Origin of the sequence: Nocardioides panacis (assembly GCF_019039255.1) — a bacterium.
Lineage (GTDB): Bacteria > Actinomycetota > Actinomycetes > Propionibacteriales > Nocardioidaceae > Nocardioides_B > Nocardioides_B panacis.
Genome location: NZ_CP077062.1, coordinates 4,827,441 through 4,850,947, shown reverse-complemented (window position 1 = coordinate 4,850,947; position 23,507 = coordinate 4,827,441). Strand labels below are relative to the sequence as shown.

Genomic DNA, 23,507 nt, shown 5'->3' with positions numbered 1-23,507 from the left:
CCGTGGCCGCGACCCCGCACCCGACCACCCCGACCCGGGTCACCCCCGACCCGGTGCACGCCCACGCGTGGGCGCGGCGGCTCGACGCGGTCAGACCGGTGTCGCCCGCTGCCGCCGTCGGCGTCGCCGCCGGGGACCGCTTGCTGGTCGTGGTCGCGCACCCCGACGACGAGACCCTCGCGCTCGGCGGCACGCTCGCCGAGCTGGCTGCGACGGGCGTGCACGTGCAGGTCGTCTCGCTGACCTCCGGGGAGGCCGCGCTCGACCACGTCGGCGAGCCGGTCGGCGACCTCGCCGCGCGCCGGCGTGCCGAGCTGCACCGGGCCGGCGCGGCCCTCGGGCTGGCCGGCTGCACCGCCCTGGGCCTGCCCGACAGCCGGCTCGCCGACGACCCCGGACGGGTCGAGGCCGCGGTGCGGGGCGCCGTCGAGACCCACCGGCCGGACCGGGTCGCGACGCTGTGGCACGCCGACCCGCACCCCGACCACCGCGCCGTCTCCCGGGCCGCGCTGGCGGTCTGCGGACCGGACCGGGTCGCGGAGTTCCTGCTCTGGACCGTGCACTGGACCGACCCCGTCGACGTCCCCGACGACGTCGCCCAGGTGGCCCTTGGCGAGGCGGCCCGCCGGGCCCGTCGTACGGCGCTCGCGGGGTACCGCACCCAGGTCGAGCCGCTCGCCCCGCACCTCGGACCGGTGCTCCCGCCGGCCGTGGTCGCGTGGCCGCACGAGTGCGTGGTGCGCCGATGACCGTCCCCGACTTCGAGGCGATGTACCAGGCCGACCACGACCCGTGGCAGGTCGAGACCTCGTGGTACGAGCGCCGCAAGCTGGCCGTGCTGCTGGCCGCGCTGCCCGCGGAGCGCTACCGGCGCGCGTGGGAGCCGGGCTGCGGGCCCGGCCTGGTCTCGCGCCGGCTGGCCGACCGGGTCGGGGAGCTGGTCGCCTCCGACGTGTCGGACACCGCGGTCGCCCTCGCCCGGCAGCGCACCAGCGACCTGCCCAGCGTCAGCGTGCACCGGTCCACGCTGCCCGAGGTGCCCTTCGAGGGCACCGTCGACCTCGTCGTGGCCGCCGAGTTCCTCTACTACGTCCCCGACCTGGAGGGCGCGCTGGACGCGCTCTGGTCCCGGTGCGAGCCCGGCGGCCACCTGGTCGTCGTGCACTGGGCGCACCACCCCCACGACGCGTTCCGCGGCGGGCCCGAGATGCACGCCCGGATCCGTCTCGACTGCGTGAGGAGAGACGTGCGCACGCTCGTCACCCACGTCGACCAGGACTTCCTGCTCGACGTCTACGAGGCCCCCGCGTGAGCGCCGTCGCGCTGACCGTGCGCGCCGACGAGGTCAGGTCGTCGACCGCGGCGATGCGGGCCGCGGTCCGGGACCTCGCCGCCGAGCACACCGAGGTGTGGACCGGCCCGTTCCCCGGCTTCGCCGACGCGCTCGCCGAGGTCGCCCGCGTCGACCTGTGCCTGGCGCGGCTGGTCGAGGGGCACGCCGACGCCCTGCGGATCCTCGACCAGGCCGGCGCCGCGCCCCGACCCGGCGTGTACGGCGTCTGGGCGTCGCGCTCCGCCGGCACCGGCGTCGGCGCCCGTGCGAACGGGACCGGGTGGCACCTCGACGGCGAGCTGCGGTTCGCCTCCGGCATCGACGTCGTCGACCGGGCGCTGCTGCCGGGCTGGGTGGACGCCGACACCCACCTGCTGTTCGACGTCGCCGCCGACGCGGTGCGCGCCGACCGCGACAGCTGGCACACCTCGGCGATGGACGCCTCGCGGTCGTTCACCGTGACCGCCTCGATGCCGTGCGGCGCCGACGACGTGGTGGGGCCGGAGAACTTCTACCTGCGCCGTCCGGGCTTCCTCGTCGGCGGGCTCGGCGTCGCGGCCGTCTGGGCCGGCGGTGCGCAGTCGGTGCTGGAGCAGGTCGCCGCCGGGCTGCGCCGGTTCACGCCGTCCGCCCACCAGGTTCGCCGGCTCGGCGTGGCGGAGCAGGCGGTGTGGCAGGCCCGGACCGTCGTGGCCGCCACCGCGCGGCGGCTGCCCGACCTGGACGGCGACCGGCTCGCCCGCGAGACCACCGCGGCCCGCACCTGCGTGGTCACCGCCTGCGAGCAGGTCGTCGACGAGGCCCAGCGGATCGTCGGGCCGGGAGGGCTGAGCGGGGACGCGCGGCTCGCCCGGACGCTGGCGGACCTGGCGATCTTCGTGCGCCAGCACCACGTCGACCTCGCGCACGAGGCGGCCGGCCGGCACGCGCTGGACACCCGCGAGCCCACCGGATGAGCGTCGACGTCGTGGTCGTGGTGCCGGCCCGCGACGAGCAGGACGGCATCGCCCGGACCCTGCACGGCGTGTGCGCGTCCCTGGACCTGGCCGTCGAGCAGGGCCTCGTCGGCCGGTGCGCCCTCGAGGTCGTCGCGCACCGGTGCGCCGACCTGACCGCCGTACGCGCGGGCGGGGTGCTGGGGCGGCGCCGCGACGCCCGGGTCACCCGGGACGAGTCGTCGGTGACGGTCGGGCAGGTCCGCGACTCCGGCGTACGCCGTGGGCTGGCGCGCCTGGACGGCGACCCGGGACGCACCTGGGTGCTGTCCACCGACGCGGACACCGAGGTCGGGACGGGGTGGGTCGGCCGGATCCTGCAGTCCGCCCGTGCCGTCGACGCGGCCGCGGTCGTCGGCGTCACCACCCTCGACCGGTGGCGGGGCAGCGCCGAGGCGTCGGCGGCCTACGACCGGCTGCTCCGCGAGAAGACCGACGGCGACACGCACCAGCACGTGTACGGCGCCAACCTGGCCGTCCGCGCGGACGCCTACCTCGACGTCGGCGGCTTCCCGCACGCCGTGCACGGCGAGGACCAGGCGCTCGTCGACGCGCTGGAGGCCCGGGGCCACCGGTTGCTGCGGACCACCGGCGTCTCGGTGGTCACCAGCGGCCGGTTGATGGGCCGGGCAGCCGGCGGGCTGGCCGACCGGCTGGCCGGCCTGGAGCCGTCGGCCGGCGTCGCCTAGGACTTCGCGGCGAAGAGCTCCAGGGCGATCCCGTCGGGGTCGCGGAACTCCAGGATCCAGCCCACGCCGATGTCCTTGATCTCCTCGTGCGGCACGGTGTGCGCGTCCAGCACGGCGAGCGCGTCCTCGAGCGCCGCACGGTCGGCCACCGCGAAGCTCAGGTGGTCGAGCCCGGTGCGGTTCTCGTCGAACTCGTCGCGGCTGACCGGGCGGAGCCCGAACAGCGAGTCGCCGAGCCGGTAGATCACCCCGCCGAACAGGAACGACAGCTGCTCGCGGGTGGCCTCGTCTGCGTCCGGCGGCAGCTCGAAGGCGACCGGCAGGCCGAGCACCGCGTCGTAGAACGCCCGGGAGCGCTCGATGTCGGTGACGGTGATCCGGACGTGGGCGTAGGAGCTGGTGGCGATGGGCATGTGTCCCACCCTCGCAGCGCCCGCCAAACCCGGGACGTCTCAGCCGCGCAGCCGGACCCGCCGGGTCAGCCGCACGAACTGCTCCTGGTTGATCACCCGGATCGGCTGGCCGGTGCGCAGCCGCTCGCGCACCCCGAACATCTTCAGGCCCTCCGAGGTGCCGACCCGCCCGACCACGACCACCGTCGTGGCGTCGGTCAGCCGGGTCTGGGGGTGGGCGCCCACGGCCCGGGCCCGGGCCATCGCCTGGGCGCGGGTCAGCCCGTCGAGCCGGCCGCTGAACACCACCGGCTGGTCGCGCAGCGTGCGCGGGGCCCGGCCGGGCGCGACGTCGACGCGGCGCAGCGAGGACAGCGCGTCGAGCGCGTCGTCGGCGTGCCAGTAGCGCTTGGACCGGGCACCGGTGGCGTGCCAGATCCAGCTCTTGAACGCGTCGTCGGCGTCCAGCCCGGCGATCGCCCGCGCGGACACCAGGTCGTTCCACCAGATCTCCCCGGACAGCAGGGTCGCGGCGAGCAGGCCGACCTGGAAGATGTCCTCGGCCGGCCCCCACAGGGTGCTGGAGGCGAGGTCGCGCGGGGCGAAGTCCGGCTGGAACTTGGAGGCGTCCGAGCCCTTCTGGTCCAGGGCCAGCTTGGTGATCCCGAAGTCGCCAAGCACCAGCCGCCCGTCGCGCAGGTAGACGTTGTCGGGCTTGATGTCGCGGTGGATGATCCACACCCCGTGCATCCGGCGCAGCAGCTTGAGCAGCGCCCGGATCTCGGCGCGCACCTTGCCCTCGCTCCAGCGCAGCCCGTCGCGCTCGACCGCGTCCCAGACCGTGCCCTCGTCCATGTGCTCGAACACCAGCACGTGCCGGCGGCGCTGGCGCTGGCCGCGTCCGGTCGCGGTGACGAACGCGTCCAGGAGCTCCACGACGCGCGGGTCGCCCTGCAGCAGCCGCCCGAAGTACGCCTCGCCGTGCCAGTCCTCGAGGCTCTGGCACACCTTGATCGCGACGGTCCGCTGCGGGGTGCCGCGGGCGGACAGCTGCTGCCCGACGTACGCCTCGCCGAAGCCGCCCTCGCCCAGCGGGCCGACGACGAGGTACGGCGTCCCGGTGTCGCTGTGCAGGGTCTCCCCCACCCGCATCCTCGGCATCGGCTCATCGTGCCACCCACCCACCCCCGATAGTCCGTGACGTACTTGTCCCCGGGCGGGTCCTCGGGGAGCAAGAACGTCACGGACTATCGGGGAATGGGTCAGCATCCGCGCGGGTCGGCCGATACCTCTACCTGGCCGGCCGCGGAAGGAGCACGATGGTCGCACTCACCGAGGAGACCCGCCTGCGGGCCCTGGCTGCCCTGAACCTGCTCGACACCCCCCGCGAGGAGCGCTTCGACCGGCTGGTCCGGCTCACCCGGCGGATGTTCGACGTGCCGATGGCGATGGTCAGCCTGATCGACGAGCACCGGCAGTGGAACAAGGCCGAGGTCGGCATCGGCAACCGCGACGACGTCCCCCGCTCCGCCTCGATGTGCGACCACGCCATCCGCGGCGAGGGGGCCCTGGTGGTGACCGACCCGGTCCACGACCCGCGCTTCGCGTCGTACCCGGGGGTGACTGCCGAGGGCGGCGTCCGGTTCTACGCCGGCCAGCCGCTGCACGCACCGGGCGGCGCCCGTGTCGGCTCGCTCTGCATCGTGGACACCCGGCCCCGCACCCTGGACGACAACCAGCTCGCCATCCTGCGCGAGCTGGCGGACTTCGTGGAGACCGAGCTGGCCCGCACCGACGAGCTCGACCGGGCCGGCGAGCTGCAGCGCACCCTGCTGCCGCGACGCACCCCGCACCTGCCCGGGTACGACGTCGCCGGCGTCTGCCTGCCCGCGTCCGCCGTGGGCGGCGACTTCTTCGACTGGCACCTCCTCGGCGACGACTTCCAGGTGGTGATCGCGGACGTGATGGGCAAGGGCATCCCCGCCGCGATCATCGGCGCGAGCGTCCGCTCCGTGCTGCGCGGCGCCTCCCGCTTCAACGACGTCGAGACGGCCGTGAACCGGGCCGCGGCGGCGCTGGAGTCCGACCTCTTCGACACCTCGACGTTCGTCACCCTGCTGGCAGCCCGCCTGGACCCGGCGAGCGGGACGCTGACCTACGTCGACGCCGGGCACGGCATCGCCGGCATCGTCACCCGCGCCGGCGAGGCCCACCAGTTCGAGTCCGACGGCCTGCCGCTGGGCGCGCCGGCGTGGGAGCCGTGGCGCGCCGACCGGGTGGTGCTCGAGCCGGGCGACACGTTCATCGCGCTCAGCGACGGCCTGCTGGACCTCTTCGACACCATCGAGGACGCCCGCGAGGCCGCCCGCGAGACCGTCGCGTCCTGCTCGACCGCGCAGGAGGTCGTCGACATCGTGGCCGCCTACGCCCGCGACCACCACGCCACCGACGACGTGACCGCCGTGGTGGTCCGCCGCCACGACGTCGCCTGACGTCCCCCACCGCAACAGGAGCCGCATGGAGATCGAGCAGACCGACCGCGAACGGGGCGTCACCGTGCTCCGTCTGGAGGGCCGGCTCACCATGGTCTCGGCCCCCCGCCTCAAGGCGGTCATCGACCAGGCCGTCGAGTCCGGGCACCCGCGGGTGGTCGTCGACCTGGCCGCCGTCTCGTTCATGGACTCCTCCGGGCTCGGCACCCTGATCGCCGGGCTGAAGAAGGCCCGTCAGGGCGACGGGGACGTGCGGATCACCGGCGTCGCCCAGCAGGTCGCGACCGTGCTGGCGCTGACCAACCTGGACCGGGTGCTGCGCGCGCACCCCACCGTCGAGGCGGCCACGGATGGCTGGTGAGTACGCGCTCCGGGGGCTGGCCGTGCCCGAGTCCCTCGACCTGCTCCAGGACCTCCTCGAGCTGGTACGTCGCGAGCACCCCGACCTGCACGAGACCGACGTCTCGATGTTCGAGACGGCGATCGTGGAGATCCACGGCAACGTCGTCGAGCACGGCCACCCGCCCGGCCAGGTGATCTACGCCTTCGAGCTCGAGGTCAGCCCCGACCGGCTGGTCGGGATCCTCGCCGACACGGGCGTCGCCGCCCCGGACCTCTCCGGCATGGACACGCTGCCCCACGAGATGGCCGAGAGCGGCCGCGGTCTGTGGCTCGCCAAGGCCACGCTCGACGACCTGCAGTACGTCCGGATCGGGGACCGGAACACCTGGAAGCTGGTCCGCAACCGCACCGACCTCTGAGGGTCGCAACGTCAGGGCAGCCGGACCAGCAGCGAGCCGCCGAGCAGCAGGCAGCCGGCGATGCCGAGCAGGAACCCGCCGACCCACAGCACCCCCGGCACCCGGGTGAGCCGGGCCAGCACGTCCGCGTCCGAGCTCCGGGCCCGGCCGCGGCGGCGCTCCTGCTGGAGCTCGACCACCGGCCGGGGCGCGGCCAGCAGCAGGAACCAGGTCACGACGTAGGCGACGACCAGCTGCACCCCGTCCCCGGCCCACCAGGTCACCGCGAACAGGCCCCCGCCCGCGAGCAGCACCGACCACAGGCCGAAGAAGTTGCGGATCTGCAGCAGCAGCAGGGCGAGCAGCACGAGCAGGGCCCAGAGCACGCCGACGGCGTAGCCCCGCGAGAGCAGGTACGCCGCCCCGAGCCCGACCAGCGCGGGACCGACGTACCCGGCGCCGGCGGTCAGCACCATGCCCGGCCCGCTGCTGCGGCCCTTCGAGACGGTCAGCCCCGACGTGTCCGAGTGCAGCCGGATCCCGGCCAGCCGCCGGCCGCTGAGCAGCGCCGCCACGCCGTGCGCGCCCTCGTGGGCGATCGTGACCAGGTGCCGGGTGCGCCGCCACGCGCCGGGGACCAGCACCAGCACGAGGGCTACCGCGGCGGCGGCCAGCACCAGGCCCGCGGACGGCACCGGCGAGGCCGTGGTGACCTGGTCCCACACGTCCCCCACGACGCTGCCGGTGCCGGGTGCGCTCACCCCCCTCATGCTGCCAGCCGGCAGGTCGCGGGAATCTTCGAGCCCGCGCGGACGCTGGGACCAGACGGACCCGACCAGACCAGACCGACGACCCCAAGGTGGACACATGACCGACCAGCCGACCGTCGCACTCCTCGGCACCGGCACGATGGGCGCCGGCATGGCCCGCAACATCGCCGCCGCCGGCCTCCCGCTGCGGGTGTGGAACCGCACCCGCGCCAAGGCCGAGCCGCTCGCCGGCTCCGGCGCCCAGGTCGCCGACACCGCCGCCGACGCGGTCCGCGGGGCCACCGTCGTGGTCACCATGCTCTTCGACGTCGAGTCCGTGGAGTCCGCGCTGGCCGGGGCGCGGGACGGGCTGGCCCCCGGCACCGTGCTGGTCCAGCAGTCCACGGTCGGCGTCGCCGGCGCCGAGCGGCTCGCCAAGCTGGCCGCCGAGCTCGGCCTGGTGTACGTCGACGCGCCGGTCCTGGGCACCCGGAAGCCCGCCGAGGACGGGGCCCTGGTGGTCCTCGCCTCGGGGCCGGACGAGGCCCGCGCGACCGTCCAGCCGGTGTTCGACGCGATCGGCTCGCGCACGGTGTGGGTCGGCGAGGCCGGCCAGGGCACCCGCCTCAAGCTGGTCGCGAACTCGTGGGTGCTCACGGTCGTCGAGGGCATCGCGGAGTCGCTGAGCCTGGCCCGGGCGCTGGGCGTCGACCCGGAGGCGTTCCTCGACGTGGTCAAGGGCGGCGCGATGGACGCGCCGTACGTCCAGCTCAAGGGCAAGGCCATGCTGGCCGGCGACTTCACGCCGTCGTTCGGCCTGGACGGGGCGGCGAAGGACGCCGGGCTGATCGTCGAGGCCGCCCGGGACGCCGGCGCCGACCTGGGGGTCCTGGAGCTCGTGCAGCAGCACCTCGCCCGCGCCCTGGCCGCCGGGCACGGCGACCTGGACCTGGCGGCGACGTACCTGGAGCACTGAGCGCGCCCGCACCGCGGGAGTGACGGCAGCACGGCAGCAGTGTTAGCCTGCGCTTAGTTAGGGCAGGCTTACCTCTGATGCAAGGACTTCCCCCATGCTGGCGAACTACCTGATCGGGCTCCGTGAAGGGCTCGAGGCCACGCTCGTCGTCGTCATCCTGGTGGCCTACCTGGTCAAGTCGGACCGGCGCGAGCTGCTGCCCCGCGTCTGGGGCGGCGTCGCCCTCGCCGTCGCGGTCTCGCTGGCCTTCGGCGCCCTGCTCACCTTCGGACCGCGCGGCCTGAGCTTCGAGGCGCAGGAGACCATCGGCGGCGTGCTGTCGATCGTCGCGGTCGGGTTCGTCACCTGGATGGTGATGTGGATGGCGCGCTCCGCCCGCAGCCTGTCCGGCGACCTCAAGGGACGCGTCGACGTGGCCGCCGCGGCCGGCGGCGCGAGCCTGGTCCTGGTGGCGATGCTGGCCGTCGGTCGCGAGGGCCTGGAGACCGCGCTGTTCCTGTGGGCCGCGACCCAGGCCGCGGCCGGCACGGGCGGCTCGACCGCCGGCCCGCTGCTCGGTGCCGCGCTCGGGCTCGGGACCGCCGTGCTGCTCGGCTACCTGTTCTACAGGGGCGCGGTGAAGATCAACCTCGCGAAGTTCTTCACGTGGACCGGCGCGATCCTGATCCTGGTCGCGGCGGGCGTGCTCGGCTACGGCCTGCACGACCTGCAGGAGGCCCGGGTGCTGCCCGGCCTGGACAGCCTCGCCTTCGACGTGAGCAACGTGATCGCGCCCGGCTCGTGGATCGGCACGATCCTCAAGGGCACCCTGAACTTCTCCCCGGCGACCACCTGGCTGCAGGCCGTCGCCTGGGTGCTCTACGTCGGGGTCACCATGACGCTCTTCTTCCGGCAGATCCGGCGCAACAACCGCCCGAGCACCGCCCCCACCGCCCCGGCACGCACGCCCGCCGGCTCCCCCTCCTGAGCTCCCCCGAAGGAACCCTCCCGTGAAGAACCGACGACTCGCTGCTGCCCTCGTGGCCGGCGTGAGCCTGCCCGCCCTGGCCGCCTGCACCGACAACTCCTCCTCGTCCTCCGACGCGACCGACGGTCGCACCATCGCGGTGACGTCGAGCAGCGACGCCTGCGACCTGTCGTCGGACACCGCCCCGTCCGGTCGCCTGGTCTTCACGATCAAGAACACCGGCCAGGAGGTCACCGAGTTCTACCTCTACGCCGCCGACGGCAAGCGGATCGTGGCCGAGGTCGAGAACATCGGCCCGGGGCTCTCCCGCACCCTCGTGGTCAACGCCGACGCCGCGACGTACGTGCCGGCCTGCAAGCCCGGCATGAAGGGCACGGGCATCCGCAGCGAGCTCACCGTCACCGAGTCCGGCGGGTCGGGCAAGGCCTCCGCAGCCGTGCAGGAGCAGGTCGACCAGGCCAACGCGGCCTACCGGGAGTACGTCGAGGACGAGTCCGGGCAGCTGCTGGCCGGCACGCGGCGGTTCGTCGCGGCCTACACCTCCGGGGACGACGCGCGGGCCCGGACGCTGTACCCCACCGTCCGGGTGCACTGGGAGCGCATCGAGCCCGTGGCCGAGTCGTTCGGCGACCTCGACCCCAAGATGGACGCCCGCGAGGCCGACCTCGAGGCCGGCCAGAAGTGGACCGGCTGGCACCGCATCGAGAAGGACCTGTGGCCGCCGAGCGACCAGCCCTACACCGCGCTGACCAAGGCCGAGCGGGCGACGTACGCCGACCAGCTGCTGGCCGACACCGAGACGCTGCACGGCCGGATCGGCAAGCTCACCTTCACCGTCGACCAGATCGGCAACGGCGCCAAGAGCCTGCTCGACGAGGTCGCGACCGGCAAGGTCACCGGCGAGGAGGAGATCTGGTCGCACACCGACCTCTACGACTTCCAGGCGAACATCGACGGCGCCCGGGTCGCCTTCGAGGGCCTGCGGCCGGTGCTGAAGCAGAAGGACCCCGCGCTGGAGTCCGAGATCGCCGACCGGTTCACCGCGCTGGAGTCGATGCTCGCGCAGTACCGCGTCGGCGCCGACGGGTTCGTCAGCTACGAGAAGCTCGACACCACCCAGGTCAAGCAGCTCTCCGACGCCGTGAACGCGCTGTCCGAGCCGCTGTCGAAGCTGACCGCCGCCGTGACGCTCTGATCCGATGACCGAGCCCTCCGCCACCCCTCCCCCGGTCAGCCGCCGGCGCCTCCTCGGGTACGCCGGGGCGGGTGCCGCGGTGGGCGCGGCCGGTTTCGCCGGCGGCATCGGGGCGGCCCGCGCGACCGACGGACCGCACGGCGAGGGCGTCGACCGCTACGCCTTCCACGGCACGCACCAGGCCGGGATCGTCACGCCCGCCCAGGACCGGCTGCACTTCGCCGCGTTCGACGTCACCGCCACCTCCCGCGCCGAGCTGCTGCTGCTGCTCAAGGCCTGGACCGCGGCCGCCGCCGCGATGACCCAGGGCCGTCCCGTGGGCGGCGGGGTCCCGCTGCCCTACGACGCCCCGCCCGGGGACACCGGCGAGGCCGCCGGACTGCCGCCCGGCAGGCTGACCCTGACGTTCGGGTTCGGCCCGTCGCTGTTCCGCGACGCCGACGGCAAGGACCGCTTCGGGATCGCCGACCGGCAGCCCGCGGCGCTGCGCCGGCTCCCGCACTTCCCCGCCGACGCCTTGCAGGAGCAGCGCAGCGACGGCGACCTCTGCGTGCAGGCCTGCGCCGACGACCCCCAGGTCGCGGTGCACGCGATCCGCAACCTCTCCCGCATCGCGTTCGGCAGCGCCGCGCTGCGCTGGTCCCAGCTCGGCTTCGGGCGTACGTCGTCCACGTCGACCTCGCAGGCCACCCCGCGCAACCTGTTCGGGTTCAAGGACGGCACCGCCAACCTCAAGGCCGAGGAGCCGAAGGCCGTCGACGAGCACGTCTGGGTCGGCCAGGGTGACGACGACGGCGCCGCGTGGCTCGCGGACGGGTCCTTCCTGGTGGCCCGCCGGATCAACATGATGATCGAGACCTGGGACCGCACCTCGCTGCGCGAGCAGGAGACCCTGGTCGGCCGCGACCGGCACGTCGGCGCCCCGCTGTCCGGCGGCACCGAGTTCACCGAGCCGGACCTGTCCCTGAAGGGCAACGACGGCCAGCCGCTCGTCGCGATGAGCTCGCACGTCCGGCTGGCGCACCCCACGCAGAACAACGGGGTGCGGATGCTGCGCCGGGGCTACAACTTCACCGACGGCAACGACGACCTCGGCCGCCTCGACGCCGGCCTGTTCTTCATCGCCTACGTGCGCGACCCCGCCACGCAGTACATCCCGATGCAGACCAGGCTCTCCCGTGACGACGGGCTGATGGAGTACCTCCGGCACACCGGCTCGGGCCTGTTCGCCGTCCCCCCGGGCGTCCGCAAGGGCGGCTTCCTCGGCGACACCCTCCTCACCTGAGGGTCAGGGGGTGGTGAAGCTGCCGTCGGCGCCGCGGTAGTCCAGGCCCTGGATCAGGTAGACGACCGTCGTGCCGTCCTTCACCTGCACCGTGACCTGGGTGTCGACCAGGCCGGCCAGCTCCTCGCCGAGCGTCTGGACACCGTTCGTGCCGTCGTAGTCGCGGGCGGCAGGCGTGCCCGCCCGGTCCTGGCCGAGGTCGAGCTCGCGGCCGTCGACGCTCCACGTGGTGCCGGACCCGGTCAGGGTGCCGGTCAGCGGCCGCAGCACCAGCTGGGGAGCCTGGGCCGTCGGGGTGGCCGACGGCGCCGGTGCCGGCGCGGGGCTCGGCGCCCTGCTCGGGGTCTTGCTCGGCGCGGGGCTCGGCTTGCGGGTGGGCGACGCGCTCGGCGAGGGGTGCGCGGCGGCCTGGGCGGCCTTCGCCTTCGCGGCCCTCTTGGCCTTGGCCGCGGCGAGGGCGGCGGCCTTCTTCGCCGCGCGGGCGTGCTGCTCCGCCTTCAGCCGGGCGGTCTTCGCGGCCACCCGGACGGCCTTGGCCGCCGTGACCTTCGCCGCCCGCGCCGTGACGGCCCGGGCCTTGGCGAGGCGGTCCTGACGAGCCTGCGCGCGGTCGACGCCGTCGCCGGAGCCGGGTGCGACGTCCGGGGACGGGATCACGAACACGCCGGTGCGGTAGCCGCGGGCGAACGCCGTGACCAGCGCGACGTAGTAGTCCGAGGGGTTGTAGCGGAACACGGCGGCGTTCTCCGCGGGGGTGTCGGAGAGGTCGCCCCCCGCGCCGCAGAGGTACGCCGCAGCCGCGAGGGCCGCGTCGTCGATGTCGTTGGGGGACTTCACGCCGTCACCGTCGCCGTCGCGGCCGGCGCCGCCGAGCCACGTCGAGGGGATGAACTGCATCGGGCCGACGGCACGGTCCCAGACCTTGTCACCGTCGAACGAGCCGTGGTCGGTGTCGCTGATCGCCGCGACCGGGCCCTTGCCGTTCAGCGCGACGCCGACGATCGCGGGGCGTGGGACGCCGTCGTTGCCGAGCACCGAGCCGCCGTACCGGCCGTGGTCGGACTCGACGCGGCCGATGCCGGCCAGCAGCGTCCACGGGAGGTGGCAGCCGGGGTCGGTCGTGTCGATCGAGGCGGCGGCCCGCTTGTAGGCGCGCAGCGCGGCCGACGGCAGGTCGTGCTCGGCCAGGGAGCTCGCGGTCCACACGTGGCTGCCCTTGGAGCTCGAGACCGCGATCTTGCGGTGCCGCTCCGCCTTGGTGCGCAGCGCCAGGCCGCCGGTGATCGTGGTCTGCTCGGCGACCACCTGGGGCCGCTGGGAGACCGGCAGCGTCCGCACGTAGTGACGCTGGAGGGTGGTGACGCTGGGCGCGATCGGCGCGGTGCTGACGTGCGCGGAGGCGACGGCCCGGGGGGCCACCGGCTGCGAGGTCGGCACGATCGCCGGGGACAGACCGGTCATCGAGACGGGCACCGCGACGACCATGACGGCAGCCGAGAAACGCGCACCCAGGCGCAACCGCACACTCATGTTGAAACGTGTCTCCCAGACCCTCTACGTCACCTGCCGGGCCAGGCTATTTCGAGGATCGGGACCCGCGCGGCAAAACCGACAATTGTTCCAGCTCGTGGAACCGCTCAGGCCTCCACGGTGCGGTGCACGGTGAACGACAGGCCCGCCCGGACCAGCCGGTCGAGCAGGTTCTGGCCCATCGCGACCGCCGTGGTGACCTGGCCGGCGGTCGGCGGGTTGTCGTCGAAGGCCAGGCAGAGCGCCGACTCCGACAGCATCTTGGCGGTCTCGGTGTAGCCCGGGTCGCCGCCGCGGACCTCGGTGTAGGTCCGGCGTCCGCCGCCCTCGCCGATGAACCGCACGGAGAAGTACGACGCCGCGCGGCGTTCCTCGCTGGGCCCCTCGCCCTGGGGCAGCCGGCTCATCAGCAGCCGGCGCAGCGGCGGGACCTGCGCCGCGGCCGCGACCCCGCCGACCAGGCCGATCCCGCCCACCACGGTGGTCAGCCGCTTGACCGCGGCGTAGTGGCTGTAGGTGAAGTCCGGGCCGTAGGACTCCAGGGCGGCCGCCGAGCGGCGGACGACGAAGGGGTCGATGGTCGGCAGCGGGACCAGCCAGAAGCCGGCGTCCCGGTCGTGGTGCGGCCGCTTCGCGGTGGTGCGGACCGAACGGCCCTCGGGGCGCGGCTCGAGCCTGCGCCGCGCGGCGTGCGCCTGCTTCATCTGCCGCGAGCGGGAGAACGCGCCGAGCGCGGACGCGAGGGTGCCGCCGGACAGCGTCGCGTTGCTGCGCACCATGCCGCGGACCCGCAGCGGGACCCCGGCCGGCAGCTGCTGCACGGTGAACATCGCGCCGAGGTCGTGCGGCACGGAGTCGAAGCCGCAGGCGTGCACGATCCGTGCACCCGTCTCGACCGCCCGGGCGTGGTGCTCGACGTAGGTGCGGTCCACGAACTCCGGCTCGCCGGTCAGGTCGACGTAGTCCGTGCCGGCCTCGGCACAGGCCGCGACGAGCGGGCCGCCGTGCTCGACGTACGGGCCGACCGTGGTGATCACGACCCGGGCTCGGGACGCGACGTCGGCCATCGAGGCGGGGTCCGTGACGTCGGCGTGCAGCAGCGGCAGCGCCGCCAGCGACGGGTCGGTCCGCGCCAGCCGGTCGCGCACCGCCTCGAGCCTGCTGGGGGTGCGGCCGGCCAGCGCCCAGCGGCAGCCCTCCGGTACGGCGCCGGCCAGGTAGTCGGCGGTCAGCCCGCCGGTGAAGCCGGTGGCGCCGAACAGGACGACGTCGAACTCGCGGTCGGGCATGGGTCTCCTCGGGCGTGGGGGAAGGGCCTCACTCTGCCAGGGGCCGGCCGGGAACCGCACGGGCCCCGTCCACGTCCCACCCCCACGAGCGGGACGGCAGATCGGGGACGGCGATGGGTGCACGACGAGGTCTGGGCGGCTTCGCGGCCGGGGTGACGGTGGGCGCGGCGGCCTGCGCGCTGCTGACCACCGGGCTGCTCGGCCGCGGCGCGGACCTCGTCGGCCCCGCGGCGGTGGCCGGCGAGCTGCCGGCGTTCGACGACTGCGCCCAGCTCCGCCAGTGGTACGTCGACCGGGCGGTCCCGCTGGTCGGGCCCTACGGCTTCGGGGGCGGCCCGGTCGTCCCGATGTTCGCCGAGCGCTCCGGTTCGTCGGCCTCGCTGGACGCCGCGGGGGCCGTCGGCAGCAGCGGCACCGGCACGAACACCCAGGAGGCCGACGTCGACGAGTCGGACGTCGCGAAGACCGACGGGTCCCTGGTGGTCCGCCTCGCCGACCGCTCCCTGGTGGTCACCGACGTGTCCGGCGCCGCACCCGTCGAGCTGTCCCGGACCCGGCTGCCCGGACCGGCGCTGGTCCGGCCCGAGCTGCTGCTCCACGACGACCACGTGGTCGTCGTCGGCGACGAGCCCGGCCCCGGCGTGGGCTGGCCGGAGGGCGCCGCGATCGACCGGACGTTCCTGCCGGGCCGGCCCGGCGACACCCGCGCCCACGTCATCTCCTTCGACCTCGCCGACCCCGCGGCGCCGACCGTGACCGACCAGCAGGTGGTGGACGGCGGTGCGCTGTCCACCCGGGAGTACGCCGACGGCACGGTGCGGGTCGTGGTGACCACCGACTTCCCGCCGCTGGACTTCGTGCAGCCCAACCGGGACCGCACCCCCGCCGAGGCGACCCGGCGCAACCGGGAGATCGTGCGCGCCACCGGCATCGACGACTGGCTGCCCGGGGTCCGCTCGGACGGTGGCGCCGAGCACCCGCTGCTTGCCTGCTCGGAGGTGCGACATCCCTTGCAGGCTTCGGGATTCGGCACGATCAGCGTGCTGACCTTCCCCTTCGACGAGCCCGGCCGGACGACGGCGACGGCGGTGACGGCGGCCGGCGACCTGGTGTACTCCTCCGCGACCAGGCTGTACGTCGCGACGACCTCCGGCGGCCCGGTGCTGACCACCGGCGACGCCCCGCTCCCCCGCGTCGCGACGACCGAGGTGCACGCCTTCGCCCTCGACGGTGGCGGGACGACGTACACCGGGTCGGGGTCGTTCCACGGCACCGTCGAGGACCGCTGGTCGTTCAGCGAGCACGACGGCCGGCTGCGCGTCGCCGCGGAGTTCCCCCGCGACCAGGGCCCGGCCGACAACGGCGTGCTGGTGCTGACCGAGCGGGACGGGCGGCTGGTGGAGACCGGTCGCGTCGACGGCCTGGGCCGCGGCGAGTCGATCCGGTCGGTGCGCTGGTTCGGCGACCTGGCGATCGTGGTGACGTTCCGCGAGACGGACCCGCTCTACACCGTGGACCTCGCCGACCCGGACCGGCCGCGGGTCGTGGGCGAGCTGAGGATCCCGGGCTTCTCCTCCTACCTGCACCCGGTCGGCGGCGACCTGCTCGTCGGCGTCGGGCACGACGGGAGCGCGGACGGCGCCGACCTCGGCGCGCAGGCCGCGACGTTCGACCTGCGCGACCTGTCCGCGGTGCGCCGCCGGGACACCCTGGGCTTCGGGCCGTCGACGGACGTCAGCGCCGGCGTCGACCCGCGGGCGTTCAGCTACCTGCCCGACGTGCGGGTGCTGGTCACGCCGGTGCAGGACTGGGCGCGCGGCGGGGCCCGGTTCGTGGCCCTGCGCGTCGGGGCCGACGGCTCGCTGACCGAGACCGGCTCCTGGGTGAGCCGCGGGTACGGCGGCGAGGACGCCCGCACGCTGCCCCTGGGCGGAGGCCGGGTCGCCCTGGTCGGTGACGTGGTCCGCGTGGTCGACGTACGGTGAGAGGCATGTGCCGCAACATCAGGACCCTGCACAACTTCGAGCCGCCGGCGACCCGGGACGAGGTGCACGCCGCGGCGCTGCAGTACGTCCGCAAGGTCAGCGGGACGGCGAAGCCGTCGCAGGCCAACCAGGACGCGTTCGACCGGGCCGTGCTCGAGGTCGCCGAGACCACCCGCCGGCTGCTCGAGGAGCTCACCACCTCGGCGCCGCCGAAGGACCGTGACGTCGAGGCCGCCAAGGCCCGCGCCCGGGCCGCCGTCCGCTACGCCTGAGGGACGTGGCGCCGGGACGGACCCCGCGCCGCGCACTCGACGCGGCGTTCGCGGCTGCGCCCCGCGAGGCCTTCCTGCCCGCCTCCCAGCGACGCTTCGCCCGCCTCGACCGGCCGCTGCTGATCGGCCACGGGCAGACCAACAGCCAGCCGCGGACCGTGCGCCGGATGCTCGCGCTCCTCGACGTCCGGACCGGCCAGCGGGTGCTCGACGTCGGCAGCGGGTCGGCCTGGACCACGGCGCTGCTGGCCGCCCTGGTGGGACCCGGCGGTGAGGTCGTCGGGGTCGAGCTGGTCCCGGAGCTGGTGGAGCAGGGCCGGGCGAACCTGCGGCCGTTCCGGCTGACCCACGCCCGGGTCGAGCAGGCGCAGCCCGGGGTCCTGGGCTGCCCGGAGCAGGCGCCGTTCGACCGTGTGCTGGTCTCCGCGGCGGCGCCCGAGCTGCCCGCCGGGCTGGTGGCCCAGCTCGCCCCGGACGACGCGGTCCTGGTCGTGCCCGTGGCCGGCACGCTCGTCGAGCTCCGACGGGACGCCCGCCGGACCCGCCTGGTGGAGCACGGGGCGTACTCCTTCGTGCCGCTCGTCACCGACCCGCCCTAGGGGGCGAAGTCCACGACCTCCTGCGACTCGTCGTTCCACTCGTCCACGAGGTCCACGAGGTCGGCCACCGAGTCGACCACGTGGGTGGGCCGGTAGGGGAACCGCTCGATCTGGTCCGCCTTCGTCGACCCGGTGAGCACCAGGATCGTGCGCAGGCCGGCCTCCAGCCCGGAGATCACGTCGGTGTCCATCCGGTCACCCACCATCACGGTTGTCTCGGAGTGCGCGTCGATGCGGTTCAGCGCCGACCGCATCATCAGCGGGTTCGGCTTGCCGACGAAGTACGGCTCGACGCCGGTCGCCTTGGTGATCAGCGCGGCCACCGACCCGGTCGCCGGGATCGGGCCGTGGATGCTCGGCCCGGACACGTCCGGGTTGGTGGCGATGAACCGCGCACCCTTCTCGATCAGCCGGATCGCGGTGGTGATCGCCTCGAACGAGTAGGTCCGGGTCTCGCCCAGGACGACGTACTCCGGCTCGCGCTCGGACAGCACGTAGCCGATCTCGTGCATCGCGGTGGTCAGCCCGGCCTCCCCGATCACGTAGGCCGAGCCGCCGGGGCGCTGGTTGTCGAGGAACTGCGCGGTGGCCAGCGCGCTGGTCCAGATCGCGTCCTCCGGTACGTCGATCCCGGACCGGTGCAGCCGGGCCTGGAGGTCGCGCGGGGTGTAGATGGAGTTGTTGGTCAGCAGCAGGAACGGCCGGCCGGTCCCGGTGAGCCGTGCGATGAAGTCCGCGGCGCCGGGGATCGGCTCCTCCTCGTGGACGAGCACGCCGTCCATGTCGGAGAGCCAGGCTCGGACCGTGCGCTTGGGCGGCTGCAGGCGGCTCGTCATGCCGCCCATGGTCTCAGAACGCGGGCGCGTCGGAGAGCTCCCGCTGGTGCTCGCCGGTCACGGCGGCCATCGCCATGCCGGTGAAGGCGACCGCGAGGGCCATCACCTGGATCGCGCTGCCGACCCGTCCGAGGTGGGTGGAGAACGGCAGCAGCGCCACGAACAGGGCGAGCAGCGCGGGCACCCACCGCGGCACCGAGCGGGCGACGTACAGGGCGACGGCGAGCAGCGCGATGCCGCCGTAGAAGCCGACGATCCAGCCGTTCAGGAACACCGTGAGACCGGGCTCGTGGGTGACCTCCTCGAGCGCGCCGGCGCGCAGGGCCCCGGCCACGACGATGGCCCGGAAGAACACCATCAGCATGGCGTACCCGGCGGTCCCGATCGTGCCGATCGTGAAGACCGCCAGCGCCGTGAGGCCCAGCTTGCGAGCGCGCCGCTGGAACAGGATCAGCACCGACGGCAGGCCGAGGGTGAGGCCGAGCGAGGCGAGCACGAACATCACCGACATCGCCACCCAGCGGGCGCTGTCCTCGTTGACCACGCGGAGCGTCTCCGCGGAGCTCGCGCCGGCGTCAGCTGGGTTCAGCAGCGAGCCGAACACCAGCGCCATCGCGCCGATCACCAGGGCGCTGGCGGACAACGGGACCCAGTCGGAACGCATGGGCGAACTTTAGGCCGTGCGAGCCGGCCGCGGGAGTTCCCCCCGCCCGAAACCACCCGGTTCGCCCCGGTGGCGCGCGGTTGTGACTAGAGGGGCACCACCCGGCTGGGTCGTACCCTGGCTGCGATGACGCTCACGCCCGCCCCGACCCCCGTCGCCACCGCCCTCGAGCTGGTCGCCGCCCGGCCGTTCGTGGCGCTGACCGGCGCCGGGATGAGCACCGACTCCGGGATCCCCGACTACCGAGGGCCGAGCTCGCCGGCCCGGATGCCGATGACGTTCTCGGAGTTCGTCTCGGGCCCCGGCGCGCAGCAGCGCTACTGGGCCCGCTCGCACCTCGGCTGGTCGCGGATGCGGCGCGCGACCCCGAACGCCGGGCACCGCGCGCTCGCCGCCCTGGAGGCCGCCGGGCGCCAGCGGCTGCTGATCACCCAGAACGTCGACGGCCTGCACGAGGCGGCCGGCTCCCGCGCGGTGTGCGCGCTGCACGGCCGGATCGCCGACGTCGTCTGCCTGGACTGCCGCGCGCAGAGCAGCCGGGCCGCGCTGCACCGGCGGCTCGGCGAGCTGAACCCCGGCTGGGGCGAGCGGCACGCCGACGTCGAGGTCCGCCCCGACGGCGACGTCGACCTCGACGACACCGCCGGCTTCGTGGTCCCCGGCTGCGCGGCCTGCGGCGGGGTGCTCAAGCCCGACGTGGTGTTCTTCGGGGAGAACGTCCCCAAGCCGCGGGTCGAGCGGTGCTACGCCGCCGTGGACGCGCTCGACCCCGACGCGGACCTGCTGCTGGTGCTCGGCTCCTCGCTGACGGTGATGTCCGGCTTCCGCTTCGTGCGCCGCGCCACCAAGCAGGGCGTGCCCGTCGTGGTCGTGAACCGAGGAGCCACCAGAGCCGACGAGCTGAAGATCGAGAAGGTGGAAGCAGGCACCACGGAGTTCCTCACCACCCTCGCCACCACCGCCCCCTCCGAGTTGTCAGGCGGTGGATCGGCTCCGGCCGAGTGAGCGCCTGACAACTCGGGCGGGGGTCGGGGTTTTCCACACCTCTCCGGTTTCCCCGTCTCCCCTGGACCCCGCCAGGTCAGGCTGGGGCGATGACGTCACGGCTCGCGCGGCTGCTGTCCCAGCAGGACGGCGTCGCGACCCTGCCCCAGCTGGTCGCCGCCGGGGTCACCGCGCACGGCGTCAGGGCGCACGTCGACGCCCGCCGCTGGACGAGGTACGGCGACCGCTGCGTCGTCACGCACAACAGCGTCCCGACCCGGGCCCAGTGGCGGTGGATCGCGGTGCTCGACCACCGGGGTCCGGCCGCGCTGGCCGGCTTCAGCGCCCTGGAGGTCCGGGGGTTCACCTTCTTCGGCGAGGAGCCCCGGCTGATCCACGTCGTCGTCCCGCGCGGCGCCCGCTACCACCGCTTCCCCGGCGTGAAGGTGCACGAGTCGCGCCGGTTCGCGCCCGCCGACGTCGTGGTCGCGCCCGGCGTCCCCCGGCTGCCGGCAGCCCGGTCGGCCGTCGACGCGGGCGCGTGGCAGCCGTTCCCCCGCTACGCCTGCGGCGTGCTCGCGGCCGTCGTACAGCAGCGGCTGTGCAGCGCGCGCGACCTGGACGCCGCGCTGCAGTCGGTCGGCCGGGTGCGCCACAAGCAGGCGATGCGGCTGGCGGTCGACGACATCGCCGGCGGCGCCGAGGCGCTCGGCGAGATCGACGTCGCCGCGATGTGCCGGCGCTTCGACCTGCGCCCGCCGCAGCGGCAGCGGGTCCGGCCGGACCGGACCGGTCGCCGGCGCTACCTCGACTGCGAGTGGGAGCTGGCGGACGGCCGGATCGTCGTGCTCGAGGTCGACGGCAGCCACCACGCCCGGGTGGAGCACTGGGAGGCCGACCTGTCCCGCGAGCGGGGCATCGTCGCCTCGGGACGCACCGTGCTCCGCTGCACCGCCACCGAGGCGAGGTACCACCAACGGCGATTGGCGGCCGACCTGGTCGCCGTGGGCGTCCCCTCCCTCCGAGTTGTCAGGCGGTGAGTCGGCTCCAGCCGACTCACCGCCTGACAACTCGGCTCAGGTGATGTCGCGGCGCACCGACAGCCGGACGCCCACCCCGGCCAGGACCGCCGCGTAGCCGAGCAGGACCAGGCCGCCGGCCCACCAGGGGAGGTACTCCACGAACGTGCTCCCCGGGGACGTCAGCGCCGTCGAGGCGTTGGTCGGCAGCCACTTCCACGATCGCATCCAGGTCGTTGGCGGCGAGGACGAAGGTGGCCAGCGGCTCGACCAGGAACGTCACGAAGACCGCGACCAGCACCGCCGCGACCTGGTTGCGGATCAGCGTGCCGATGCCGATCCCGAGCATCGTCCAGAGACCGACGGCGAGCACCGCCAGCAGGACCGAGGACCACAGCCGGTCGGCGCCGTACCCGAGCGGGTAGCCCCGGATCGCGATCACCACGCCGCCGACGAGCAGCGCGAACAGCACACAGACGACGCCGTAGCCGACGCCCACCACCAGGTGCGCGGCCATCTTGCCGAGCACCACGCGGGCCCGGCGCGGTGTCGCGAGGAAGGTCGGGGTGATCGTCTGGTAGCGGTACTCCCCCGTCATCCCGGTGATGCCGAGGATCATCGCGAAGATGTAGCTGCCCTGGAACGGGGAGCTCGCGTAGATCGTCCGAATCGCCTCGGCGGTGTCCAGCGCGGCGGTGGCGGGCTGCCCCGCCCCGGGGTCGCTGCCGGCCAGCGCGGCGTTCGCGGCGGCCTGGATCACCGTGTAGACGACCGCCCCGACCAGCAGCCCCCACCACAGCCGGGTCGAAGTGATCTTGCGCAGCTCCGAGCGCACCAGTGCGGTGGTCACGCCGCCCCCCTCGTCGCGCGTCAGGTCGAGGAACACCTTCTCCAGGTCGCTCGCCTCCGCCGCCAGCTCGTGCAGCTCGACGCCGTGCACGTGCGCCAGGTGGCCGACCTCGTCCGTCGAGCAGCCCTCGACGCGGAGCCGGTCCCCCACGGTCGTCACGGCGTACGGCGCGAGCGCGTCGGCCAGCAGCTCGGGCGTGGGCGTGCGCAGGAGCACGGCGGCGGGGCCGGCCTCCAGGGACGCCAGGGTCCCCTGCCGCACCAGCCGGCCGCGGGCGATCACCACGATGTCGTCGACGGTCTGCTCGACCTCGGAGAGCACGTGGCTGGAGACCAGCACGGTGCGCCCGTCGGCGGCCAGCGAGCGCAGGAACTGCCGGAGCCAGGCGATGCCGGCCGGGTCGAGGCCGTTGGCGGGCTCGTCGAGGATCAGCACCGGCGGGTCGCCGAGGAGCGCCTGGGCGAGGCCGAGCCGCTGCCGCATGCCGAGGGAGTAGCCGCCGACCCGACGGGTCGGCGAACTCCTCGAGGCCGACCAGGCCGAGCAGCTGGTCCACGCGCCCCCGCGGGACGCCGGAGGCGAGGGCGATCACCTGCAGGTGCGCGCGGGCGGTGCGGCCGGGGTGGAAGTCGGCGGCCTCGAGCGCCGCGCCGACGGTGGCCAGCGGCCGCTCCAGGTCGCGGTAGCGCCGCCCGTCGACCGTCGCGGACCCCGACGTCGGCGCGACCAGGCCGAGCAGGCAGCGCAGCGTGGTGGTCTTGCCGGCCCCGTTGGGGCCCAGGAACCCGGTCACCACCCCGGGCTGCACCGAGAACGTCAGGTCGTCGAGCGCGGTGACCGCGCCGAACCGCTTGGTCAGGCCGACGACGTCGATCCGGTGTCCCTCGCGCATCCGGCCATCCAAGCAGACCCGTGGCGCGGGAGGGGCCTCAACGAGCCCGACCGGCCGCGCTGCAGGTCAGAGGCGGTGCACGAACAGGTGCGCGGCGAGCTCGGGGTCGATCTCGGCGGTCTCGCCGCCGCTGCCGATCAGCACGCCCTCGGCGCCGGCGGCCACCACCACGACCTTGTCCGGCATCGCGCCGACCCGGCGCAGCGCCGCCATCACCAGCTCGTCCTTCTGCATCTCCTCGCCGATGCGGCGGACCAGCACCCGGATCTCCTCCGGGCCCTTGGCGACCGTGTCGAGGGGCTCCGCCTCGGCGGTCGAGGCGGCGGTCGGGGCCGGCTCGCCGAGCTCGGCGAGTCCGGGGATCGGGTTGCCGTAGGGCGACTCGGTCGGGTGGTCGAGCAGCGCGACGAGCCGGCGCTCGACGGTCTCGGACATCACGTGCTCCCAGCGGCAGGCCTCGGCGTGCACGTGCTCCCACTCCAGGCCGATCACGTCGGTGAGCAGCCGCTCGGCGAGCCGGTGCTTGCGCATCACGCGTACGGCGAGCCGCAGACCCTCCTCGGTGAGCTCGAGGTGCCGGTCCCCCCTGGACGACCAGCAGGCCGTCGCGCTCCATCCGCGCGACCGTCTGGCTCACCGTCGGACCGCTCTGGTGCAGCCGCTCGGCGATCCGGGCGCGCAGCGGCACGATGTCCTCCTCGACCAGCTCGTAGATGGTCCGGAGGTACATCTCGGTGGTGTCGATCAGGTCGCTCACCGCACCATTCTGTCTCA

24 protein-coding genes and 2 pseudogenes are annotated in these 23,507 nt (G+C 74.4%); 16 read left to right on the top strand and 10 right to left on the bottom strand.

All coding sequences use genetic code 11. From position 1 onward, the window contains the following. Positions 1 to 2: 2 nt before the first annotated feature. Genes KRR39_RS23685 through KRR39_RS23670 form a run of 4 tightly spaced genes read left to right on the top strand, consistent with a single transcriptional unit; the run spans position 3 to position 3,017 of the window. On the top strand, positions 3 to 749 hold the full coding sequence (locus tag KRR39_RS23685; RefSeq protein ID WP_216939786.1) for a PIG-L deacetylase family protein: 747 nt from the start codon (positions 3 to 5) through the stop codon (positions 747 to 749). After that, positions 746 to 1,312 carry a class I SAM-dependent methyltransferase gene (locus KRR39_RS23680; protein ID WP_216939785.1) on the top strand — a complete coding sequence of 189 codons (567 nt, stop codon included), beginning with the start codon at positions 746 to 748 and terminating at the stop codon, positions 1,310 to 1,312. The genes KRR39_RS23685 and KRR39_RS23680 overlap by 4 nt, the downstream gene beginning before the upstream one ends. Beyond that, positions 1,309 to 2,289: an acyl-CoA dehydrogenase family protein gene (locus tag KRR39_RS23675; protein ID WP_216939784.1), complete on the top strand. Its 981-nt coding sequence runs from the start codon at positions 1,309 to 1,311 to the stop codon at positions 2,287 to 2,289. Before KRR39_RS23680 ends, KRR39_RS23675 begins: the two co-directional genes overlap by 4 nt. Further along, entirely contained in the window at positions 2,286 to 3,017 is a 732-nt protein-coding gene (locus tag KRR39_RS23670; RefSeq protein WP_216939783.1) for a glycosyltransferase family 2 protein, read from the top strand. The genes KRR39_RS23675 and KRR39_RS23670 overlap by 4 nt, the downstream gene beginning before the upstream one ends. On the opposite strand, the gene KRR39_RS23665 is transcribed toward KRR39_RS23670, so the two are convergent. Beyond that, a complete protein-coding gene (locus tag KRR39_RS23665; protein ID WP_216939782.1) occupies positions 3,014 to 3,430 on the bottom strand; it encodes a VOC family protein in 417 nt (138 codons plus the stop codon). The genes KRR39_RS23670 and KRR39_RS23665 overlap by 4 nt on opposite strands. Before the next feature lie 39 nt (positions 3,431 to 3,469). Further along, positions 3,470 to 4,570 carry a protein kinase domain-containing protein gene (locus KRR39_RS23660; protein ID WP_216939781.1) on the bottom strand — a complete coding sequence of 367 codons (1,101 nt, stop codon included), beginning with the start codon at positions 4,568 to 4,570 and terminating at the stop codon, positions 3,470 to 3,472. Positions 4,571 to 4,728: 158 nt separating this feature from the next. Here KRR39_RS23660 and KRR39_RS23655 point away from each other — a divergent pair, with 158 nt between their 5' ends. The 3 genes from KRR39_RS23655 to KRR39_RS23645 are packed head-to-tail and all read left to right on the top strand — an operon-like array spanning position 4,729 to position 6,662. Further along, a complete protein-coding gene (locus KRR39_RS23655; protein ID WP_216939780.1) occupies positions 4,729 to 5,901 on the top strand; it encodes a PP2C family protein-serine/threonine phosphatase in 1,173 nt (390 codons plus the stop codon). A gap of 25 nt (positions 5,902 to 5,926) precedes the next feature. After that, entirely contained in the window at positions 5,927 to 6,262 is a 336-nt protein-coding gene (locus tag KRR39_RS23650; protein ID WP_216939779.1) for an STAS domain-containing protein, read from the top strand. Further along, positions 6,252 to 6,662 carry an ATP-binding protein gene (locus tag KRR39_RS23645; RefSeq protein WP_216939778.1) on the top strand — a complete coding sequence of 137 codons (411 nt, stop codon included), beginning with the start codon at positions 6,252 to 6,254 and terminating at the stop codon, positions 6,660 to 6,662. Before KRR39_RS23650 ends, KRR39_RS23645 begins: the two co-directional genes overlap by 11 nt. A gap of 11 nt (positions 6,663 to 6,673) precedes the next feature. Here KRR39_RS23645 and KRR39_RS23640 read toward each other — a convergent pair whose 3' ends face one another. Continuing rightward, a complete protein-coding gene (locus KRR39_RS23640; RefSeq protein ID WP_254185388.1) occupies positions 6,674 to 7,402 on the bottom strand; it encodes a M50 family metallopeptidase in 729 nt (242 codons plus the stop codon). A 106-nt stretch (positions 7,403 to 7,508) separates the two neighbouring features. Here KRR39_RS23640 and KRR39_RS23635 point away from each other — a divergent pair, with 106 nt between their 5' ends. The 4 genes from KRR39_RS23635 (at position 7,509) to efeB (ending at position 11,813) form a co-directional block, all read left to right on the top strand. Continuing rightward, the gene (locus KRR39_RS23635; protein ID WP_216939776.1) at positions 7,509 to 8,366 is read left to right on the top strand and encodes an NAD(P)-dependent oxidoreductase; all 858 of its coding nucleotides are present in this window, start codon (positions 7,509 to 7,511) and stop codon (positions 8,364 to 8,366) included. 94 nt (positions 8,367 to 8,460) lie between these two features. Next, positions 8,461 to 9,333, top strand: a complete 873-nt coding sequence (efeU, locus tag KRR39_RS23630) for an iron uptake transporter permease EfeU (protein ID WP_216939775.1) — start codon at positions 8,461 to 8,463, stop codon at positions 9,331 to 9,333. Between the two features lie 22 nt (positions 9,334 to 9,355). Further along, positions 9,356 to 10,528 carry an iron uptake system protein EfeO gene (gene efeO / locus KRR39_RS23625; protein ID WP_216939774.1) on the top strand — a complete coding sequence of 391 codons (1,173 nt, stop codon included), beginning with the start codon at positions 9,356 to 9,358 and terminating at the stop codon, positions 10,526 to 10,528. 4 nt (positions 10,529 to 10,532) lie between these two features. After that, positions 10,533 to 11,813 (top strand): iron uptake transporter deferrochelatase/peroxidase subunit, encoded by a 1,281-nt coding sequence (gene efeB / locus KRR39_RS23620; RefSeq protein ID WP_216939773.1) that lies wholly within the window; start codon positions 10,533 to 10,535, stop codon positions 11,811 to 11,813. Between the two features lie 3 nt (positions 11,814 to 11,816). On the opposite strand, the gene KRR39_RS25730 is transcribed toward efeB, so the two are convergent. After that, entirely contained in the window at positions 11,817 to 13,298 is a 1,482-nt protein-coding gene (locus KRR39_RS25730) for a lysozyme family protein (RefSeq protein WP_302053527.1), read from the bottom strand. A gap of 152 nt (positions 13,299 to 13,450) precedes the next feature. After that, positions 13,451 to 14,632, bottom strand: coding sequence for a saccharopine dehydrogenase family protein (locus KRR39_RS23610; protein ID WP_216939772.1), 1,182 nt, complete (start codon positions 14,630 to 14,632; stop codon positions 13,451 to 13,453). Positions 14,633 to 14,745: 113 nt separating this feature from the next. On the opposite strand from KRR39_RS23610, the gene KRR39_RS23605 reads away from it, so the two are divergent. The 3 genes from KRR39_RS23605 to KRR39_RS23595 are packed head-to-tail and all read left to right on the top strand — an operon-like array spanning position 14,746 to position 17,488. Continuing rightward, the gene (locus KRR39_RS23605) at positions 14,746 to 16,617 is read left to right on the top strand and encodes a beta-propeller domain-containing protein (protein ID WP_216939771.1); all 1,872 of its coding nucleotides are present in this window, start codon (positions 14,746 to 14,748) and stop codon (positions 16,615 to 16,617) included. A gap of 5 nt (positions 16,618 to 16,622) precedes the next feature. Continuing rightward, positions 16,623 to 16,889 (top strand): DUF2277 domain-containing protein, encoded by a 267-nt coding sequence (locus KRR39_RS23600; RefSeq protein ID WP_216939770.1) that lies wholly within the window; start codon positions 16,623 to 16,625, stop codon positions 16,887 to 16,889. A 5-nt stretch (positions 16,890 to 16,894) separates the two neighbouring features. Next, positions 16,895 to 17,488, top strand: a complete 594-nt coding sequence (locus KRR39_RS23595; RefSeq protein ID WP_216939769.1) for a protein-L-isoaspartate O-methyltransferase family protein — start codon at positions 16,895 to 16,897, stop codon at positions 17,486 to 17,488. Here KRR39_RS23595 and KRR39_RS23590 read toward each other — a convergent pair. Continuing rightward, positions 17,485 to 18,324 carry an HAD-IIA family hydrolase gene (locus tag KRR39_RS23590; RefSeq protein ID WP_254185387.1) on the bottom strand — a complete coding sequence of 280 codons (840 nt, stop codon included), beginning with the start codon at positions 18,322 to 18,324 and terminating at the stop codon, positions 17,485 to 17,487. The genes KRR39_RS23595 and KRR39_RS23590 overlap by 4 nt on opposite strands. 13 nt (positions 18,325 to 18,337) lie before the next feature. After that, the gene (locus KRR39_RS23585) at positions 18,338 to 18,988 is read right to left on the bottom strand and encodes a hypothetical protein (protein WP_216939767.1); all 651 of its coding nucleotides are present in this window, start codon (positions 18,986 to 18,988) and stop codon (positions 18,338 to 18,340) included. A 126-nt stretch (positions 18,989 to 19,114) separates the two neighbouring features. Between KRR39_RS23585 and KRR39_RS23580 the strand changes: the two genes are divergently transcribed. Continuing rightward, on the top strand, positions 19,115 to 19,993 hold the full coding sequence (locus KRR39_RS23580) for an NAD-dependent protein deacetylase (protein WP_216939766.1): 879 nt from the start codon (positions 19,115 to 19,117) through the stop codon (positions 19,991 to 19,993). Positions 19,994 to 20,082: 89 nt separating this feature from the next. Continuing rightward, positions 20,083 to 21,012 (top strand): endonuclease domain-containing protein, encoded by a 930-nt coding sequence (locus KRR39_RS23575; RefSeq protein WP_216939765.1) that lies wholly within the window; start codon positions 20,083 to 20,085, stop codon positions 21,010 to 21,012. Between the two features lie 16 nt (positions 21,013 to 21,028). On the opposite strand, the gene KRR39_RS26440 is transcribed toward KRR39_RS23575, so the two are convergent. The 3 genes and pseudogenes from KRR39_RS26440 to KRR39_RS23565 all read right to left on the bottom strand — a co-directional run bounded on the left by KRR39_RS26440 (position 21,029) and on the right by KRR39_RS23565 (position 23,490). Next, on the bottom strand, positions 21,029 to 22,324 hold the full coding sequence (locus KRR39_RS26440; protein WP_367303697.1) for a DUF8746 domain-containing protein: 1,296 nt from the start codon (positions 22,322 to 22,324) through the stop codon (positions 21,029 to 21,031). Further along, positions 22,310 to 22,733 (bottom strand): annotated as a pseudogene (locus tag KRR39_RS26435) (ATP-binding cassette domain-containing protein); the annotation flags it as partial. The gene KRR39_RS26440 and the pseudogene KRR39_RS26435, both read right to left, overlap by 15 nt. Before the next feature lie 66 nt (positions 22,734 to 22,799). Then, positions 22,800 to 23,490 (bottom strand): annotated as a pseudogene (locus KRR39_RS23565) (iron-dependent transcriptional repressor DtxR). Positions 23,491 to 23,507 lie beyond the last annotated feature (17 nt).

Bases quoted from the DNA above. Each gene is read 5' to 3' on its own strand.
- efeB (WP_216939773.1), top strand. From the start codon at position 10,533: ATGACCGAGCCCTCCGCCACCCCTCCCCCGGTCAGCCGCCGGCGCCTC.
- KRR39_RS23655 (WP_216939780.1), top strand. From the start codon at position 4,729: ATGGTCGCACTCACCGAGGAGACCCGCCTGCGGGCCCTGGCTGCCCTG.
- KRR39_RS23605 (WP_216939771.1), top strand. From the start codon at position 14,746: ATGGGTGCACGACGAGGTCTGGGCGGCTTCGCGGCCGGGGTGACGGTG.
- KRR39_RS23670 (WP_216939783.1), top strand. From the start codon at position 2,286: ATGAGCGTCGACGTCGTGGTCGTGGTGCCGGCCCGCGACGAGCAGGAC.
- KRR39_RS23585 (WP_216939767.1), bottom strand. From the start codon at position 18,988: ATGCGTTCCGACTGGGTCCCGTTGTCCGCCAGCGCCCTGGTGATCGGC.
- KRR39_RS23650 (WP_216939779.1), top strand. From the start codon at position 5,927: ATGGAGATCGAGCAGACCGACCGCGAACGGGGCGTCACCGTGCTCCGT.
- KRR39_RS23600 (WP_216939770.1), top strand. From the start codon at position 16,623: ATGTGCCGCAACATCAGGACCCTGCACAACTTCGAGCCGCCGGCGACC.
- KRR39_RS23665 (WP_216939782.1), bottom strand. From the start codon at position 3,430: ATGCCCATCGCCACCAGCTCCTACGCCCACGTCCGGATCACCGTCACC.
- efeU (WP_216939775.1), top strand. From the start codon at position 8,461: ATGCTGGCGAACTACCTGATCGGGCTCCGTGAAGGGCTCGAGGCCACG.
- KRR39_RS23580 (WP_216939766.1), top strand. From the start codon at position 19,115: ATGACGCTCACGCCCGCCCCGACCCCCGTCGCCACCGCCCTCGAGCTG.
- KRR39_RS23660 (WP_216939781.1), bottom strand. From the start codon at position 4,570: ATGCCGAGGATGCGGGTGGGGGAGACCCTGCACAGCGACACCGGGACG.
- KRR39_RS23575 (WP_216939765.1), top strand. From the start codon at position 20,083: ATGACGTCACGGCTCGCGCGGCTGCTGTCCCAGCAGGACGGCGTCGCG.
- KRR39_RS26440 (WP_367303697.1), bottom strand. From the start codon at position 22,324: ATGCGGCAGCGGCTCGGCCTCGCCCAGGCGCTCCTCGGCGACCCGCCG.
- KRR39_RS23680 (WP_216939785.1), top strand. From the start codon at position 746: ATGACCGTCCCCGACTTCGAGGCGATGTACCAGGCCGACCACGACCCG.
- KRR39_RS23645 (WP_216939778.1), top strand. From the start codon at position 6,252: ATGGCTGGTGAGTACGCGCTCCGGGGGCTGGCCGTGCCCGAGTCCCTC.
- KRR39_RS23610 (WP_216939772.1), bottom strand. From the start codon at position 14,632: ATGCCCGACCGCGAGTTCGACGTCGTCCTGTTCGGCGCCACCGGCTTC.
- KRR39_RS23635 (WP_216939776.1), top strand. From the start codon at position 7,509: ATGACCGACCAGCCGACCGTCGCACTCCTCGGCACCGGCACGATGGGC.
- KRR39_RS23590 (WP_254185387.1), bottom strand. From the start codon at position 18,324: ATGACGAGCCGCCTGCAGCCGCCCAAGCGCACGGTCCGAGCCTGGCTC.
- KRR39_RS25730 (WP_302053527.1), bottom strand. From the start codon at position 13,298: ATGGTCGTCGCGGTGCCCGTCTCGATGACCGGTCTGTCCCCGGCGATC.